This is a genomic window from Legionella santicrucis, from assembly GCF_001468135.1.
Lineage (GTDB): Bacteria > Pseudomonadota > Gammaproteobacteria > Legionellales > Legionellaceae > Legionella > Legionella santicrucis.
Genome location: NZ_LNYU01000078.1, coordinates 112,264 through 128,415, shown reverse-complemented (window position 1 = coordinate 128,415; position 16,152 = coordinate 112,264). Strand labels below are relative to the sequence as shown.

The window sequence follows — 16,152 nt, the reverse complement described above, 5'->3', positions numbered from 1 at the left end:
TATCTGGAAAGGATGGTTCCGTTTACAAGAGCGAGTTGAAGGACTTAGGATAGCTACCAAATTGATGGAGATGTGATCAAGAGACAGGTCAATGGCAGGGACTTTCCGGATAGCCTCTAAACGTTCCAAGCGAGGAAGAAAGCGCTTGTTCAACAAAGCTATTTTTAAAGAGCGGTTTCGTACGATTGAACGAGTTTTTGCCTGGAGGACAAATTCAAACGCTTACTTCTTCGGTTTGAGCATCATAGCTTTCATCACTATGCCATGAAAACCATTGCCTATACAATGATCAATCTGAGACATTTTTTTAGTCCAAAATAGAGTTCTTAGTAAGACATAATTTTTCTTATGGGTTGTTTGATCACAGGCCAAAACTCATCTCAAATAAAATAGATCAATAATGGCTCTTTATGCTCAAATAATTTCATGCTTAGAGAGCGTCTTCATGAACAATCACTACAGCTCAATTTTAATTCATACTTTGAGGCAATTTTAGAGCCATTTACTAGCAACGACTTGTACAACTTTTAGTATGCATCGTGTAATATTCAATTTTTTTAATAGTCCAAAGAGGTAGAAAATGATAACTGCAATGATGAAGCAAATCTTAAGCGACGATTATATTGAATTAGATTTACCCCTTCCTGAACGCAAAGATGACAGTATGGCTTGGAAGGCATTGTGCGAACATTATTTTCCAGAGCGTATTCTAACTCCTGACGACAATGATTATTACTCAGTATTTAGCCAAGCCTATAAACAAATTTTTCGTGATGGTTTGCATTCATTATGGATGCTTAAAAATCGCTCAGAGGCAGTAAGAAGTGATTCAAAAATCGTTTATCACGTTGTTTGCTTTAAAGGTTCTGAGTTGGAGTGGGCGGTTAGGAAATTACAAAATACAAAAATAATAGCAATGGCCGCCGTGGAAAATAATTGCAACGCGTTGCAGTTTACCGCCGATTTGATTGACGACAAGGAAGTTGTGCATAAAGCTTTGTCCTCAAAACGTGGCTATGCGTTACGATATGCCTCTCCTAGACTGCAAGATGATCAAGAAACTGTCGAGCTCACGGCGGATGAGTATGGAATGGGAGTAGAGTTTGCTAGTGCACGTTGGAAAGATAATTTAAATATAGCCTTACGCTCAATGCGCTCAGGCCCCTTTTCAGAGTACTTTTTCAGTACTAAGGTAAAAAATGATCCAATATTTATCCGAGCCAAGAAAATAGAGAGTTACGGAGACCAATATCGCTTTATATCCAACGTATTAAATGGCGGAGTAAGTGTTAAAAGTGCCCGAAATATTAGAGAGATTCAGGAAGAAACCGAATCAGCTACTCCCTCAAAAAGCGTGTCGCTATCTCGTTAAAAATTCCGGGACATCCCAGTCCCCAGAATTCACTCGCCAACGCGACAGGTAAAAGGCCACGAGCGCCCTATTTCCAGCGCGTTCTCTGGAGGAGCAAAGCGCATGCGTGCACCAATGGCTTAACACTTGCGGATAGATTTACCCCCACAGCCTATCGCAATGATATGGACTCATCTCCTCTTTTAAAGGGCACCTCGATGAGCCAAAATGTTTTTGACGAAAACAAAAAAGAACAGGAGAGTCCACAATGAATCATGTTACGTTATTAGGAATCGATTTGGCAAAAGATGTTTTTCAACTTCATGGAGTCAATGAGAATGGCAAAAAAATACTAGGTAAAAAAATATGTCGCACTGAATTGCCGCAATTCAGTGCAAATTTACCTCCTTGTAAAATAGCAATGGAAGCTTGTGGCAGCTCAAACTATTGGGCACGTAAATTTTTATCTTATGGCCATGAGGTATCCCAAATTAGCCCTCACCATGTAAAGCCTTTTGTTCAAGGAAATAAGAATGATAAAAATGATGCTAAGGCAATTTCTATAGCAGCACAGCAAGATGGAATGCCTACGGTGCCCATAAAAACGATAGAACAACAGGAAAGCTTCACGAAAAAGCTGCTAATGAGAATGACTGTGATAAAGCAGCGGGTTATATGTTTGAAGCGTTTGGATATATTTGTGAAGCTAAATGCCATATCAAAAAAATGGCGAAAAAATGCGCTGGATTTTCCTGCTCTAAGAGCGAAGAAAACGATAGCGAAGAGTAATTAATACTTGAAAACGTGCTACTTCAAAATTCATCATAGCCTAATCTTGTAGTACATTAAACTTAATCTGACAGACACTAAAAAAACTGGTAACTGTCAGATTAGTTTATTCATGTGCCTATTAATTCTTGCATAAATACAAACAAGGATTAATCCACTCGCTGCGAAAACTCCATGCAGGGATCGAAGAATTTTATAGCTTTTTCTCTCGTAATATCTAATAAATAAAATAACAGCGAAATAAACGAGGAATTGCTCGATCAGACATAATCCACATAACCATATACATGCTTCCAGGTATTAATGAATAAAATCCCAGAAATTATCATGCGCAGATTGTGCTTGAGGGAAACCACAATCTGGCTCTTCTTTAGCGACATGGCAGAACAGCAATAATTTAAAAATAAATAATATTTGTTCCACACCATTCCCTTTTTCTTTTCAATATAGTGAGTTGATTATATGGAGCTAGTAATTTAAGTAGTTAATTCACTTCTTTTTTGCGAGTATCGGTAAAAGAAGTGAATTCACAAACTTTTAAACTATTGGACTGAGATATATTTTAATGCTTCACCTGATAGCTTAGTATCACAATTTAACGCTATATCACCTAAAGACAAAACACCTGATAATTTTTTATTTTTATTAAGTACAATCAATCGACGGATTTTTTTCTTCTTCATGCTATCAAATGCTATTTGAATGTCATCATTCTCATAGCAATAATATACATCTTGATGCATTATACTTTTTACTGGAGTATCTAATGCATTTTTATTAGCAAGAGCAGAGATAACGATGTCACGATCAGTGAGCGTACCAACAATTTTATCTGTTCCTTTATCACCAACTGGTAAAAAACCTGTATCTAATTCTCGCATTTTTTTTGCCGCATCAAAAATGGTCGCCGTAGTAGGTAAAAACTCTGGTTCCTTTGTCATGATTTCTTTGACTTGCATAATTCCCTCCTTGTTTAATGTGAAGAATAAAAAACAACCTTATTGACTTAATACAAATCAATATCGTACGACATCTACCGTATCAGGACATACTGGCCAGGAGCATCTTCTAATGGTTTAAATTCTTTTGCTCCCATTGCAGGCGGATTTGTTTTTGCTTGAGAATGATTTTTAAGCCAATTTTGCCACGTGGGCCACCATGAGCCAGATTTTTTTTCTGCTGATTCTCTCCATTTCTCAGGAGCAATATAGTGATTATGAGTATTAGATGCCTTAATTTCAAATTCACGACCTTTATGTCCTGGCTCACTTACAATCCCAGCGTTATGGCCACCGTTAGTTAAAATAAAGATCAATTCTGTTTCTAACAATGCATGGAGTTTAAAAACAGATTTCCATGGAGCAATGTGATCTTTCTCAGTAGCTACAGCAAAAACAGGTATTTGTATCTCTTCTAAGTCTATAATGGTATCCTCAAACTGGAAATGACGTTCAACCAAATCGTTATTAAGATACAGTGAACGTAAATATTCTGCATGCAATTTATAAGGTATACGAGTAGCATCAGCATTCCAGGCCATTAAATCAAACATTTGTTCTTCTTTTCCTTCTAAATAATCTCGAACCCACCTCGACCAAATTAAATCTTTAGACCGAAGCATATTAAAAGCACCAGAAAGCTGCCATTTTTTTAAATTTCCTTGGTTCCACATTAAATCATCCAAATAAGCAAGCTCACTTTCATCAATGAACATTAACAATTCACCTGCATCAGCAAAATCAATCTGAGTTGCAAATAATGTGAGTGATTTAAGTAAGTTTTTATTATGTTTAGCAAGATAAGCAGCAGCAATTGACAAAATGGTTCCGCCAACACAATAACCTGTAGCATGGATTTTTTGATTAGGAACAATCTCAGAAACTATTTCTATTGCTTTTAAAACCCCTTTTTTTAAATAATCTGAGAAATCATATGAGGCATCTTCTTTATCCGGATTTTTCCAAGATATCATGAAAACAGTATGACCTTTTTCTACTAAAAATTTTACCATGGAGTTATTTGGTGAGAGATCTAAAATGTAATATTTCATAATCCAAGCGGGAATAATTAAAACAGGTTCAGGATATACTTTTTTGGTTTTTGGAGCATATTGGATCAATTCAAATAAAGGATTTCTGTAAATAACTTTGCCTTCACATGTCGCAAGATCGGTTCCTAATTTAAATTGATCAGCACCCCGAGGAAGCTTATTTTGAATAAAACGGGCGATATCATCTATGAAATGACTAAAGCCTTTAATCAGGTTCTGTCCTTGCTCCTCAAAGGATGTTTTGATCACTTCGGGATTTGTGTGAAGAAAATTACTCGGACTAAACATATCCAGCCATTGTCTTGTTACAAAGTTAACGATTTCGGTATGATGTCTGCTTACACCATGAATATGGGTTGTGGCTAATTGCCACCAGTGTTCAGTTAACAAAAATCCCTGTGCATAAAAATTAAAAGGAATCTCCTTCCACAGCTTATCTTCAAATCGATCATCTTTTTCTTGTGGTAAAATACAAGGATCGCACTTCTGACCTAATAAACTATATTTCATATAGTTTAAGAGTGCTTCAGCTTTACGATTTGCATCGATTAGCAATTCTTGCTGTTTAATAGGATATATTGATAAATGCAAGTATCAAAGTAGCTGGTGATATCCCTAATGTAACTTCTGCTAACCAAGCATGAAGTATACGATCAAATTCGGAAGGATATTTAAGTGTTTGTTCAGCCTCTTCTAGTGGCCGATGTGGTCCAGAATAGCTAGGTATAGATCTAGATAGATATTCATTTATATTTTGGTTTTCTTCTGAGTCTCGAATTTCATTTTTTCTATAGTTTTCGCGCGGCATTAAACTTCTCCCTTGCACACTTTATTTTAAGCTTGAATCATCAAATCAAGTTGAATTAATTTTAGCGTAGAATATTTTGTACAAATTTGTGCAACACCAGCCGCAGCTCCTGCAATTCCTCTAAAACTTAAAACTGCTGCAATGATTGCAATAGTAAAGAAAAAGATTGCCCAATCCAACATATTATCCTCCTCAAGAAAAATGTCGACTGGACTCCTCATTAAGTTTGTTTTGAGTATAGATAGGATAAATTGAAACTCAAGTATTTATAACTGACATGCTATTGAGCCTAAATGATTATTTTGTTATAAAAATCAATAAAATAAGTTAAATATTTCAATAATTTTTTACTAAATTATTAGGAGTAAACAGCATTTTCAGAAAGGAAAACCTTAATAGATTTTCAATAGAAATCCAATGAGTATGTTAAGGCTATTTAATTTAATTAAAAAGAAAAAAATGAATAATAATAAGGAAAATGGGAAGAAGTAAAAGGTAAAATGAAAAACACTTGGGATCTTTAATTTTCATTTAAAACTTTTTAGCGCTATCTTTATACTTACTCTATTCCAAACTTAAAAGGAGTTATTTATGCGTCGCTTAAAAGGAAAAGTAGCAATGATTACAGGGGGACGCCGTGGTATTGGAAGAGCAATAGCCAAGTTACTTGCTTATGAAGGAGCAAATATCGTCATAACCGATTACAAAAAAGATGGGGCTGATGAGGTTATAGAAGATATAACCCAAAATGGAGGCAAAGCAATTTTTATTGAACAGGATGTGTCTAAAGAAAAAGATTGGCAAAAAGCCATGGATCAAGTACAAAAAAATTATGAAAAACTCGATATTTTAGTAAATAATGCAGGAGTTGGAGTAGGGAAAAACATTGAAGACATCTCATTGGAAGATTGGCATTGGGTCATGAGTGTCAATTTAGATGGTGTTTTTCTAGGTACAAAATATGCGATTAAATCCATGAAGTCTACAGGCGGTGGCTCCATTATTAATATCTCATCAATTGAAGGCTTAATTGGTGATAGAAGGCTTGTAGCCTATGATGCGAGCAAAGGAGCCGTAAGATTATTGACCAAATCAGCCGCGTTGCATTGTGCCAAATCGAAGTACAATATTCGTGTTAATGCTGTTTGTCCTGGATTTCTCGATACCAAAATGGTAGAGGGCTTTCTTGCCTCCCAAGATAATCCCCAAAAAGCAAAAAAAGAGCTTGTGAATCTACATCCAATAGGTCATTTAGGCGAACCAAAGGATGTTGCTTATGCTGTTCTTTATCTTGCTTCGGAGGAGTCAAAATTTGTCACTGGCAGCGATTTAATCATAGATGGAGGCTATAGTGCTCGCTAGTCTTATTAATCAACCTTTTCTAAATCTCCTTTCTTTTTTACAAAGGAAGGAGATTCTTGGTAACTCGAGACAATAGACACCTCATGTGTCATTTCTAACATAATGTCCCAGGTATGGATCCAAAAAATTGACTATTGAAAATGAACTATAGATTAGTTTTATGAATTTGAACTTCTTTTGATTAAGGGAAACCTTAGATGACACTGCTTAAAAAAGAACAACAGCAAGAAACACCATATCCAGAATGAAACGCATATATTGACCAGAGTTGATATCAAAAGTAGCCCCAGTAATAAACCATGTCTCATCGAAGCAAAAAAGCTACGGTATCAACAACTTTTCTGGTCTCCCCAACATCCCACAATAATTGATTTAAGAATTTCGAATTATTAAATCATAAGCTCGCCACCATTAGGATGTAGAACTTGTCCAGTCATAAAAGCACTGTCTTTACTGGCAAGAAAAATATAACAAGGAGCAATGTCCGCAGGTTGTGCTGGTCTTCCTAATGGTGAATCAGCTCCAAATTTGGCAACCGCTTCTTTGGAAAAACTAGAAGGAATTAATGGGGTCCATACTGGTCCTGGCGCTATTGCATTAACTCGAATTTCATTGTCTATTAATAAAGCTGCTAATGAACGAGTTAAAGAAACTATAGCTCCTTTTGTAGCTGAATAATCAACTAAATGCTCGCTGCCGCGAAATGCAGTAATAGAAGTAGTATTAATGATACTATCTCCTTTATTAAGGTGGGGTAAAACCTCTTGAATCATATAAAAATAGGAAAAAATATTGGTAGTAAAAACTTTACGTAATCTTTGGGAAGTTATTTTGCGTACATTTTTGGTGGGATATTGAACTGCAATATTGTTAATTAATACATTGATTTTTCCAAATCTATCCAAACATTTTTCTATAGCTTTTCTACATGATTCTTTTTTACATAAATCATACTGCATTGCTATGGCTTGTCCTTTTCTTTTTTTTATTTCTTGCAACGTTCTATTTGCATCTATGGTCTCGTTAAAATAAACAAACGCAACTTTAGCTCCTTCCTCTATGCAATGATACGCCACCGCCCTTCCAATACCGCTATCACCACCAGTAATAAGTATGACCTTATTTTTTAATTTATTTGCTGCTTGATAATCATCATATATTGAAATAGGCTCAGGAATCATTTCGTTTTGAAGCCCTGGTTGCTTTTTTTGTTTTTGCGGTGGTTGTATCTCTTGTTTTGCTTCTAAAATGCTTTTACATATATTTTTAGTATTCTCAATTTCTGGATGTTCTTTTCCTGCATTATTTTGTTTTCTTCTCATTTATGACTCCATTCAATTTGTGATCTGTAAAGGCTCATCTCCTTTTGCAGTATAGTGATAATAATGTTGTCTAAGCATTACGATTTCTAGCTTAAAAATATAGTTGATAAACTTGCTAATTACATAACGACATACCCTGAATTTTATAGGAAAACCCTAGTAAATGATTTGCATTTAATATGAATTTTGCAAATGTCACCGCTGCATTTAGCAGAAGTCATACATTGGCGATACAATGAGAAAAGAAATAAAAAAACTTGTTACAAAAAATACATAACTTTGATACCAATTTTACTCAAGTTCAAGCAGCAAAAGACAAAAAGTTACAAGAGTCTATAAACCGAACTGTGTCCTACTTTGTAATTCAGATGGAGTTATCTGATCAAGATTTAATTGGTTTAAATATTCTTCTAAGTCACCTTTTTTAGCTGAATCAATTATACTACCCACCACCTGATTAAAATGAGACGACGTTTTATCGAAGATAAGCTCATCAAACTCCATCTCACTCAAAAGATTGTGAAGTATGTCAAAGTGCTCATTTGCAGAATTACATACGGCTTTTTGGGGTGTTTTCTGTTCTTTAAGAGTTTCCATTAAGGTATCTAAAAGTGTACTTATAATTACTTCAGCAACATGCTCCATCAAGACATTAATAACTATATTTTCTCTTTTTATTTCATCAAATCTTTTACACATGATAAATAAAGAAAACAGAGGTTCCATTTTTTCAATGATGGAATGGTAAATACTGCATTGATTGTATCTGTAGCATTTTTTTTGCTCTGTGGTTATCCCCATCGCATTTATATACCTAATCATGTTAAATGATAATTGCTTTACTAAGATAGACTCCAAGGATTCCTTCAGGTTATTGGTCAAAGAAAGCATCAAGTTAGGCAGCAAGATGAACCATGCTCCTGCTAACCATTGCTTTTTATCAGCATCTAAAGATATCTGATGTACGTTTATAGCATCTTTACCTCCTCCATGATTTTTATTTAAATAATGATTTGCCATTAGGGGATTTTTCCAATCAAACGTAGTTGGGTGGCGAAAATCCGTGGGTACCATTTTTTCTAAGGAGGATAATTCTTTTTGAGATAAGAGATATGGTTTATTAAGTATCTCGCGCAAAGCAACATGTATTAGTTCTTTAATTGGTGTATTTAGCATATTAGCTCTCTGGTATGTGTGTATCTGTAAAAAAGCTAATGTGTTGATTCTTTCAGAATAAAGGACAGCTTTTTTGTTGAATTTTAAACCATATGATCTTTATTTGTAACTGCTGAAAAGTAACAGGTGTGAGGCTTTTGTAAACGTTCCACATCCGCATAATATACCCGCCAGTAACATCATGATGCTCTACCGAAAATTCACAATTTATCTATGGTTTACCTTAGGTTTAATTATGTTTAACTTCTATTTAATCCATCGCCTGTCTTAATTGGTATTACAATTTGAGAAAATTAGACAAGGCATATAATTATGACAAAACAAAAAGTCGCAGAGTTATTTGTAAAGTGTTTGGAGGAAGAGAATGTTGAATATGTTTTTGGTTTGCCAGGAGAAGAAAATACGGATTTAATTGAAGCCTTATCTCATTCAAAAAAAATCCGTTTTATTTTAACCCGACACGAGCAAGGAGCTTCTTTTTTAGCTGATATTTATGGCCGATTAACTGGTAAGCCAGGAGTTTGCTTGGCAACTCTAGGTCCTGGAGTCATCAATCTTTTGCTGGGGGTTGCCGATGCGAATCTTGACAAATCACCACTGATAGCAATCGTAGCCCAGGCCTCGATGGATCGGCTTAACAAACATGCCCATCAAATTATTGATTTAGGCGAATTATTTATGCCCTTAACCAAATGGAATGCTTTGCTTGCGTCGCCCTTGGTTGTTAATGAATTAATTCATAATGGTTTTAAGCTCACACTATCCGATCCGAAAGGAGCAATTGCATTAATCCTTCCTGAAGATATCGCGAAACAAAAAACTGATGGCAAACCTCTTAGACCCCAATTACCAAAATGAATAAGACCCAATGAAAATCAAATAAAAGAAGCAGCTCAGATTATCAATGACGCAAAAAGTGCCATTATTCTTGCTGGTGCAGGTGTTTATCGCCACAAAGCCGAGGAAGCATTAACCCATTTTGTTAATCACACCAAAATTCCTATTGCTACAACTTTTATGGGGAAAGGTGTTGTCTCTTCTGAAAACCCAAGAATGATAGGCACTATCGGCTTCATGCGTCATGATTATGTCAATTTTGGTTTTGATGATGCGTATGGTCTCATTCAATGGAAGCAGGAATTAGAATTTGGCCATTCAAACCATGTTCAATTTTCTAATCCAGATTTTGTGATGTATGCTGAAAGTTTTGGTATCAAGGCTCATTCTATTAAATCAGCAAAAGATCTTCTTCCCACTTTAAAATCCGCTTTGGCGAGTAATGAAATAGTTTTAATTGATTGTCCAGTCGATTATTCAGAAAATATTAAGTTAACGAATAAATTGGGGGAATTGAATTGGGCGATGTAGCCTCATAGCAAAAATCGATAAGACCCTATGGAATCTAAAAGAGAAAGGAAACTCTTATATGTAAACTAACTTTAAAATTTAGGGCCTTCTTTATACCTCAAGGAGAATTAAAATGAATAAAGATCCAATTGTCATAGCAAGTATTGCAAGAACACCAATGGGCCATTTACTTGGTTATTTCAAAGATCTTTCAGCGCATGAATTGGGCTCTTATGCCATTAAAGCAGCAATCAATCGCATCAATCTAAAACCAGAAAGTATTCAGGAAGTATTAATGGGATGTATTCTACAGGCTGGTCAAGGGCAAGAACCTGCACGACAAGCCTCAATTGGCGCAGGAGTACCTGATTCCGTTGGTTGTACTACAGTCAATAAAATGTGTGGTTCTGGAATGAAAACAATCGCTTTAGGTTATGATTCTATTTTAACTGACGCGAACCATATTATAGTTGCTGGCGGAATGGAGAGTATGACTAAAGCACCTTATTTATTATCTAAAGCTCGAAATGGATATCGGCTAGGACATGACAAGATTATCGATCACATGCATTTGGACGGATTGGAAGATGCTTATGATCGAGGTACTTTAATGGGAGTTTTTGCTGATAAGACTGCCAAAAAATATGGATTTAGTCGCGAAGAGCAAGATGAGTTTGCTAAAGAGTCTGTTTTGAGAGCGAAAAAAGCAACGGAAGATGGTAGCTTTAATGTTGAAATTGTCCCTATTGATCTAAAAAACTCGAAAGAGGAACAAACTATTAAACATGACGAAGGACCTATGACCGTGAAAATCGATAAAATTTCACAATTAAAGCCCGCATTTAGTAAAGATGGGACGGTGACTGCTGCCAATTCCAGCCGGATATCAGATGGTGCTGCCGCTGTGGTACTAATGCGCTCTTCGAAAGCTCAAGAACTTGGTATAAAACCTTTAGCTATTATTCATACCTATGCTTCATATGCTCATGAATCAGCCTGGTTCACAACAACTCCTGTTGGTGTCATTAAGCGCTTACTAAAAAAAATTGATTGGACGCTGGATTCTGTAGATCTTTTTGAAATTAATGAGGCATTCGCCGTAGTACCAATGGTAGCTATGAAGGAACTCAAAATTTCCCATCAAAAGGTAAATATTCATGGAGGCGCTTGTGTATTAGGTCATCCTATTGGCGCTTCTGGTGCACGAATTGTAACTACTTTAATTGGTGCTATGAAAAAATATGAAAAAAAGCGTGGTATTGCCGCCATCTGTATTGGAGGCGGGGAAGCTATGGCAATAGCCTTAGAATTAATTTAAGATTTAATAGGCATTTTTATTAGATTAATGATTAAGAATTATTTTATCTAGTGGATCCCAAAATCAGGTTACTTCAAACCCAAATTGATTTGGATAGAGACTATATTTCTTAATTAAAGAGTCATAAAACCATTAATCACACTATATAGTATGCTGAATATAAAAAGGCCAAACCAATAATAGTTGTTCCCAAAATAATCCAAGAAATATAATCTCCAACTAAACCACTTTGTAATGATTTCAATATTGTTATGAACGGCATATTAATCGTATAAGTTATTTTACGTAGTTTAAACGGGATAAGATGCTTAAAGATACTTAGAGCCCCAATAAATAAAGCGATTAAAATCCCCATTAATTCAAAAACATAGTTTTTTAAATTTCCTGAATAATTCACTGAATGCATAATAGGTAATGTTTTATTAAATACAAGAGAATAATACCAAATTTGATTTTGAAATTCGTTTGCAGCATGGCTTAATGAGTCATTAAAAAAATAGAAGCAATTTAGAATCACGGGAGCTAATAGCAATAATATTATTGAAGCAGCCATTACTAAAGGCGTTATTTGTCTGGTGGATTGTGTTTCTTGCTCTTCTTTACTTTTCTTGGTGGGAGCGTTTTTTTGTCGCACTCCAAAGCCAAGAAATATTCTTCCAAATGCACGTGCAAAAGCTCCGGTGGTAACAATGGATTCAAATAGAATAAGAAGAAGTGTAACTCTACTAATACCCTCCGAATACATAGAAGTCTCAATCATATTTTTAGCTGTAAAAACCCCAAATGCAGGCAAACCCGCCAAACCAATAATACCTATAAAAAACAAGAGACCAATAAAAGGTATCTTTTTTCCTTTTCCTTGTAAATCAAGCTCATCAACGCTTTTAAAATGATGCAAGAGAACCCCTGCACACATGAAAAGAGAACCTTTTAAAAAACCGTGTGCAAGAATATAAGTTATGGCTCCCTGTATACCCAAAGGATTTAGAGTAGATACACCAATTAGAATAATACCCGAGTTACTTATAGTCGAAAAAGCAAGCATTCGTTTTAATGAACTATTAATGAAACACATAATACTAGCAATTAAAATGGTAATGGCGCCTATACTAAAAAATATTATTGTCACCATCGTATCCAAAGAGTGTAATGGCGCAGCATACATAGTCCAATAAACACGTAAAAATCCATACAGTCCTAATGGTGCCATAATACCTGACAAAAGAACCGATACAGGCGTTGGCGCAACCGTATGCGCATCGGCAAGCCAGAAATGAAAAGGAGCAATAGCTGCTTTAATTAAAAAGCCTATTGTCATCAAAACAAAAGAAGTAATAATGATATTGTCTAAAGCTTGATTTTGGAGCACATTCCCTATTTGAGCAAAATTTAATGCCCCTGTTTTACTATAAATAAATGTTATGCCTAATAAAATTAACATTCCACCAAGCATATTTGTAATCACAAAATTGAGAGCCCCCTGCAAAGAACTTTGTGATTCATTCTTATATGCTGTTAATGCAAATGCGGCTACCCCCATAAGCTCAAAAAAAACAAAGAGGTTAAATAGATCACCGGTAAAACAAAAACCAATCATAGCTCCTAAAAAAAGGAGCATAAGGGAATGATACAAGCCGCTTACTGCTTTAAAATAACTCCAAGAATAAAGAAAAACTGTAAATGTCAGGAATGAAGCTAATGTTGCTAAAGAAGCGGATATAAAATCTATAACAAAAGAAATGCCTATTGCCATCTTCCCTACTGGACTTTGATTACCGAACCAATACACCTCTGGCGCACGTATCATTAGTAGGATACAAATTAAGGTAACTGAAAACGATGTAACTAAAGCAATAGAATCCAAAAACTTTCTATTCAAATTATTTCTAATCACTAATAGGATTATAGCTACAAGAAAAGGAAGAAGAATAGGCAAAACAACCAAATTATGCATATCAACCTTTTATAGAAATTAATTTATAGGGATCGAGCGTTTTAAACTGCTTATATGCCTGTATTGCAATAGCCAATAATAATGCAGCAACTACCGCACTCACTACAATATCAGTCAGAGCAATGGCTTGTACTACCGGATCAACCATCTTTTCAGGAGGTATGTTATCTGCAAGGACAGGTGCAGAACCTCCTTGACGGTATCCAATGAATAAAAGAAAAATATAAGTAGAGGACTGTAAGACAATAATGCAATTAATCATATGAATTAAATTGCGACTGCTAACGATCCCATAGAGAGAAAAAAGAAACAACCAAAATGAGACAAAATAAGACAAATAATCCATTATTATTTTTCCTTACTCTTTTTTGCGAATGATAATTGCTTGTTCCAAAAATTCATTTAAAATTTGAAGGATACCAGCCATGACAGTGATACCAACAAATAAATTAAAAGGCGGAATTGTTCCTGAAGATAATATATTCCCAAGCGTTCCTTTAGGAAGAAAATTATAAAAAAAATTATTTCCCTCAAAAAATGGAGCACTTCCCAAAAAAATTAAACTAATTAGTCCCAAAGACTCAACAATACTTATAACATATAATGAAAGTCTCTGTGTAAATTCAAAATAGGATCCTGCAAGATAGATTAATAGTAAAGCGGAACTGATTATTACTCCCCCTTGAAATCCCCCTCCAGGTGATAATTGAGCATGCAAAACGATATAAAAACCAAAAAAAACGATATAACCAATTAAAATCAATCCAAGAATTTCAATTGCAGGGCTAATTCTAGGGAATGGTTTCCTAGAATTTATATAGGCTGAAACCTCTTTTCTTTCTTTTTCCCCTACTCGCAAAATAAGAATAATGCCAACAACTGAAGTAAAAAGGATCATTGCTTCAATAAAACTATCAAAACCCCTATAGTCAAAAGCAACCGCAGTTACAATATTAGCTGCTTTTATTTTAACTGCCTCCTGTGTAAGAACAATTCTTGCATATTCGCTTTGATTCTGGCCGTAAGGAAGAAGAGTTAAAATTCCTGGTATTAAAAAGATAAAAAATCCAACAGAAGAAAATAAAAAAAAATATTTCCTGATGCGATTCATTGATCCCTCTCGTCTGTATTGATTTCTTTATAACCTTTTATTTTTACAAGAGATAATAAAACCATCAATGGAATGAGCACCATGCCTACAACAATTTCTGAAAGAGCAACTTCTGGTGCTTGCAGAATCAGAAATAATAGAGAAACAATAAGTCCAAATAAGCTTAATACAATTGTTTGTTTTAATGGGTTTTTAGTGAGTATTACCCCCGTTCCGGTAATAACAAGCAATACATAGATAAATAGATTTATAAATATCATTGATTTTTTTCCATTTTTTGAATTTTACCTTCTCTTGCTGTAGCATGAGTTAATATCGGACCTATTAATATTAAAATTATAAAAATTAATACTGACTTAATCCCTTGTTGATTCAGACCTTCTTTGAGCAAAATTGAAATAACAATTAAAAATATGCCTAAAGTAGTAGGCGTCAGGAAATGCAATCGAGCATATGCTGTTGGTAAAATTATAAATGCTATGCTAGAAAAAAGTACTAATACAACCCCTAAAAAGAGAAAAATTCCTATTATATAATTCATTCGCCTCCCTCACTCCAAATACCGAATAAAAATTAATATACTAATAAAAGTTAATATAGCCATTGTTAATGGCACATCAAAATAAGCGGCTCGACCATAAAACTCGCACAGTAATAAAGCAGTTATGGTAGTTATATTTCCACTTATTTGTAAAAAAACCAATCGATTTAAAACAGTACCTCGCAAAATTCCAAGTGTTGTAATTAATAAACTTAGAAGCATGAATAGAATTCCGATAAGCCAAATATTCACTTAAATACCCTTTATCAATGATTACAGTAACTAATAAAAGTCAAACATACATTATCTATTAAGCTACTAAGGTATGGATTAATATTTGTTTATTTTTCTTATCAATTAATACAATATAATTATTAGGAGCAATAGAAAATGTATACGTTAGTAATGTTAAATCTATTTTTTGATTAGATATTTGGGGGTACAAATCTTTAAAGTGCAAAGTATGGAAACCACCTCTTATCTGTTTTCCTTTAATAAAAAAGGTAATCACTCTTACAAATACTAAGTAAGTTTCAAAAATAATTTTATAAGGAATTTTTATAAGAATATCAAACCAATGCCCCCGAATACTTAATGAAAAGTGGCCTAGTTTCGTCATTGTCATGGGTATAAAAGCAGTAATAAATGAGAGAATACTTCCAATAAAACATTCAGCAACAGTGATATGGGAAATCAATAAAATCCAGAAAAGACTAAAGAGAAGCCACCAAAAAAAGAATGTATATATATCATTGATTCTCATTATACTAATCCTTTAGTTTTATATTACTTCTTTTTTAGCACAAATAATAAATTTTAATAAGCTTTACAAATATTAACTCTAAAAATAGTTATCGCAATCTAAGGATACTGCTTATTGTATTACATTTTTTTTTATGTCTCATATATATTTTGTAGTTACATCTCATTTGATTTCCATCAGCTGAATCTCTGATTCACTTTAGTAGAAGAGCGTCAGCTAGGCATGTATGGATGAATCTCCTAAAACAGTCTATCACAGAG

General features: G+C 34.5%; 19 protein-coding genes and 1 pseudogene. 6 read left to right on the top strand and 14 right to left on the bottom strand.

Features of this window, described 5'->3' with window-relative positions:
- The first annotated feature begins 580 nt into the window (after positions 1–580).
- A complete protein-coding gene (locus Lsan_RS13465) occupies positions 581–1,372 on the top strand; it encodes a hypothetical protein (protein WP_058514734.1) in 792 nt (263 codons plus the stop codon).
- Positions 1,373–1,619: 247 nt separating this feature from the next.
- Positions 1,620–2,144 (top strand): IS110 family transposase, encoded by a 525-nt coding sequence (locus Lsan_RS13460; protein WP_058514733.1) that lies wholly within the window; start codon positions 1,620–1,622, stop codon positions 2,142–2,144.
- Between the two features lie 231 nt (positions 2,145–2,375).
- Here Lsan_RS13460 and Lsan_RS22175 read toward each other — a convergent pair.
- The 5 genes and pseudogenes from Lsan_RS22175 to Lsan_RS21690 form a co-directional block, all read right to left on the bottom strand.
- Positions 2,376–2,521, bottom strand: a pseudogene (locus tag Lsan_RS22175) (catalase); the annotation flags it as partial.
- A 161-nt stretch (positions 2,522–2,682) separates the two neighbouring features.
- Complete coding sequence (locus tag Lsan_RS13455; RefSeq protein WP_058514732.1) at positions 2,683–3,099, bottom strand: CBS domain-containing protein; 417 nt, start codon at positions 3,097–3,099, stop codon at positions 2,683–2,685.
- A gap of 74 nt (positions 3,100–3,173) precedes the next feature.
- The gene (locus Lsan_RS13450; protein WP_133134324.1) at positions 3,174–4,700 is read right to left on the bottom strand and encodes a PHA/PHB synthase family protein; all 1,527 of its coding nucleotides are present in this window, start codon (positions 4,698–4,700) and stop codon (positions 3,174–3,176) included.
- A 55-nt stretch (positions 4,701–4,755) separates the two neighbouring features.
- Positions 4,756–4,998, bottom strand: coding sequence for a poly-beta-hydroxybutyrate polymerase N-terminal domain-containing protein (locus tag Lsan_RS22170; RefSeq protein ID WP_133134325.1), 243 nt, complete (start codon positions 4,996–4,998; stop codon positions 4,756–4,758).
- Positions 4,999–5,024: 26 nt separating this feature from the next.
- The gene (locus tag Lsan_RS21690) at positions 5,025–5,180 is read right to left on the bottom strand and encodes a DUF1328 family protein (protein WP_083505145.1); all 156 of its coding nucleotides are present in this window, start codon (positions 5,178–5,180) and stop codon (positions 5,025–5,027) included.
- Positions 5,181–5,589: 409 nt separating this feature from the next.
- On the opposite strand from Lsan_RS21690, the gene Lsan_RS13445 reads away from it, so the two are divergent.
- Complete coding sequence (locus Lsan_RS13445) at positions 5,590–6,360, top strand: glucose 1-dehydrogenase (protein ID WP_058514731.1); 771 nt, start codon at positions 5,590–5,592, stop codon at positions 6,358–6,360.
- 389 nt (positions 6,361–6,749) lie between these two features.
- Here Lsan_RS13445 and Lsan_RS13440 read toward each other — a convergent pair whose 3' ends face one another.
- Both Lsan_RS13440 and Lsan_RS13435 read right to left on the bottom strand, forming a co-directional pair.
- Positions 6,750–7,682: an SDR family oxidoreductase gene (locus tag Lsan_RS13440; RefSeq protein WP_133134326.1), complete on the bottom strand. Its 933-nt coding sequence runs from the start codon at positions 7,680–7,682 to the stop codon at positions 6,750–6,752.
- 333 nt (positions 7,683–8,015) lie between these two features.
- A complete protein-coding gene (locus Lsan_RS13435) occupies positions 8,016–8,858 on the bottom strand; it encodes a hypothetical protein (protein WP_058514730.1) in 843 nt (280 codons plus the stop codon).
- A 312-nt stretch (positions 8,859–9,170) separates the two neighbouring features.
- On the opposite strand from Lsan_RS13435, the gene Lsan_RS22750 reads away from it, so the two are divergent.
- From Lsan_RS22750 to Lsan_RS13420, 3 genes are all read left to right on the top strand, one after another.
- Positions 9,171–9,716: a thiamine pyrophosphate-binding protein gene (locus tag Lsan_RS22750; RefSeq protein WP_058514729.1), complete on the top strand. Its 546-nt coding sequence runs from the start codon at positions 9,171–9,173 to the stop codon at positions 9,714–9,716.
- Complete coding sequence (locus Lsan_RS22745) at positions 9,717–10,226, top strand: thiamine pyrophosphate-dependent enzyme (protein ID WP_202814633.1); 510 nt, start codon at positions 9,717–9,719, stop codon at positions 10,224–10,226. It begins immediately after the preceding gene.
- Between the two features lie 112 nt (positions 10,227–10,338).
- Entirely contained in the window at positions 10,339–11,523 is a 1,185-nt protein-coding gene (locus Lsan_RS13420) for an acetyl-CoA C-acyltransferase (protein ID WP_058514727.1), read from the top strand.
- A 136-nt stretch (positions 11,524–11,659) separates the two neighbouring features.
- Here Lsan_RS13420 and Lsan_RS13415 read toward each other — a convergent pair whose 3' ends face one another.
- The 7 genes from Lsan_RS13415 to Lsan_RS13385 are packed head-to-tail and all read right to left on the bottom strand — an operon-like array spanning position 11,660 to position 15,892.
- Entirely contained in the window at positions 11,660–13,477 is a 1,818-nt protein-coding gene (locus Lsan_RS13415) for a complex I subunit 5 family protein (protein ID WP_058514726.1), read from the bottom strand.
- Position 13,478: 1 nt separating this feature from the next.
- On the bottom strand, positions 13,479–13,823 hold the full coding sequence (locus tag Lsan_RS13410; RefSeq protein ID WP_058514725.1) for a sodium:proton antiporter: 345 nt from the start codon (positions 13,821–13,823) through the stop codon (positions 13,479–13,481).
- 12 nt (positions 13,824–13,835) lie between these two features.
- Positions 13,836–14,588, bottom strand: a complete 753-nt coding sequence (locus Lsan_RS13405; protein WP_058514724.1) for an MnhB domain-containing protein — start codon at positions 14,586–14,588, stop codon at positions 13,836–13,838.
- On the bottom strand, positions 14,585–14,848 hold the full coding sequence (locus Lsan_RS13400) for a Na(+)/H(+) antiporter subunit B (protein ID WP_058514723.1): 264 nt from the start codon (positions 14,846–14,848) through the stop codon (positions 14,585–14,587). Before Lsan_RS13400 ends, Lsan_RS13405 begins: the two co-directional genes overlap by 4 nt.
- The gene (locus tag Lsan_RS13395) at positions 14,845–15,129 is read right to left on the bottom strand and encodes a monovalent cation/H(+) antiporter subunit G (RefSeq protein WP_058514722.1); all 285 of its coding nucleotides are present in this window, start codon (positions 15,127–15,129) and stop codon (positions 14,845–14,847) included. The genes Lsan_RS13400 and Lsan_RS13395 overlap by 4 nt, the downstream gene beginning before the upstream one ends.
- A gap of 9 nt (positions 15,130–15,138) precedes the next feature.
- Positions 15,139–15,381 carry a monovalent cation/H+ antiporter complex subunit F gene (locus Lsan_RS13390; protein WP_058514721.1) on the bottom strand — a complete coding sequence of 81 codons (243 nt, stop codon included), beginning with the start codon at positions 15,379–15,381 and terminating at the stop codon, positions 15,139–15,141.
- Positions 15,382–15,439: 58 nt separating this feature from the next.
- The gene (locus Lsan_RS13385; RefSeq protein WP_058514720.1) at positions 15,440–15,892 is read right to left on the bottom strand and encodes a hypothetical protein; all 453 of its coding nucleotides are present in this window, start codon (positions 15,890–15,892) and stop codon (positions 15,440–15,442) included.
- Between the last annotated feature and the right edge of the window lie 260 nt (positions 15,893–16,152).

Excerpts from the sequence above, each read along its gene's own strand:
- Lsan_RS13465 (WP_058514734.1), top strand. The coding sequence starts at position 581 with ATGATAACTGCAATGATGAAGCAAATCTTAAGCGACGATTATATTGAA.
- Lsan_RS13460 (WP_058514733.1), top strand. The coding sequence starts at position 1,620 with ATGAATCATGTTACGTTATTAGGAATCGATTTGGCAAAAGATGTTTTT.
- Lsan_RS13455 (WP_058514732.1), bottom strand. The coding sequence starts at position 3,099 with ATGCAAGTCAAAGAAATCATGACAAAGGAACCAGAGTTTTTACCTACT.
- Lsan_RS13450 (WP_133134324.1), bottom strand. The coding sequence starts at position 4,700 with ATGAAATATAGTTTATTAGGTCAGAAGTGCGATCCTTGTATTTTACCA.
- Lsan_RS22170 (WP_133134325.1), bottom strand. The coding sequence starts at position 4,998 with ATGCCGCGCGAAAACTATAGAAAAAATGAAATTCGAGACTCAGAAGAA.
- Lsan_RS21690 (WP_083505145.1), bottom strand. The coding sequence starts at position 5,180 with ATGTTGGATTGGGCAATCTTTTTCTTTACTATTGCAATCATTGCAGCA.
- Lsan_RS13445 (WP_058514731.1), top strand. The coding sequence starts at position 5,590 with ATGCGTCGCTTAAAAGGAAAAGTAGCAATGATTACAGGGGGACGCCGT.
- Lsan_RS13440 (WP_133134326.1), bottom strand. The coding sequence starts at position 7,682 with ATGAGAAGAAAACAAAATAATGCAGGAAAAGAACATCCAGAAATTGAG.
- Lsan_RS13435 (WP_058514730.1), bottom strand. The coding sequence starts at position 8,858 with ATGCTAAATACACCAATTAAAGAACTAATACATGTTGCTTTGCGCGAG.
- Lsan_RS22750 (WP_058514729.1), top strand. The coding sequence starts at position 9,171 with ATGACAAAACAAAAAGTCGCAGAGTTATTTGTAAAGTGTTTGGAGGAA.
- Lsan_RS13420 (WP_058514727.1), top strand. The coding sequence starts at position 10,339 with ATGAATAAAGATCCAATTGTCATAGCAAGTATTGCAAGAACACCAATG.
- Lsan_RS13415 (WP_058514726.1), bottom strand. The coding sequence starts at position 13,477 with ATGCATAATTTGGTTGTTTTGCCTATTCTTCTTCCTTTTCTTGTAGCT.
- Lsan_RS13410 (WP_058514725.1), bottom strand. The coding sequence starts at position 13,823 with ATGGATTATTTGTCTTATTTTGTCTCATTTTGGTTGTTTCTTTTTTCT.
- Lsan_RS13405 (WP_058514724.1), bottom strand. The coding sequence starts at position 14,588 with ATGAATCGCATCAGGAAATATTTTTTTTTATTTTCTTCTGTTGGATTT.
- Lsan_RS13400 (WP_058514723.1), bottom strand. The coding sequence starts at position 14,848 with ATGATATTTATAAATCTATTTATCTATGTATTGCTTGTTATTACCGGA.
- Lsan_RS13395 (WP_058514722.1), bottom strand. The coding sequence starts at position 15,129 with ATGAATTATATAATAGGAATTTTTCTCTTTTTAGGGGTTGTATTAGTA.
- Lsan_RS13385 (WP_058514720.1), bottom strand. The coding sequence starts at position 15,892 with ATGAGAATCAATGATATATATACATTCTTTTTTTGGTGGCTTCTCTTT.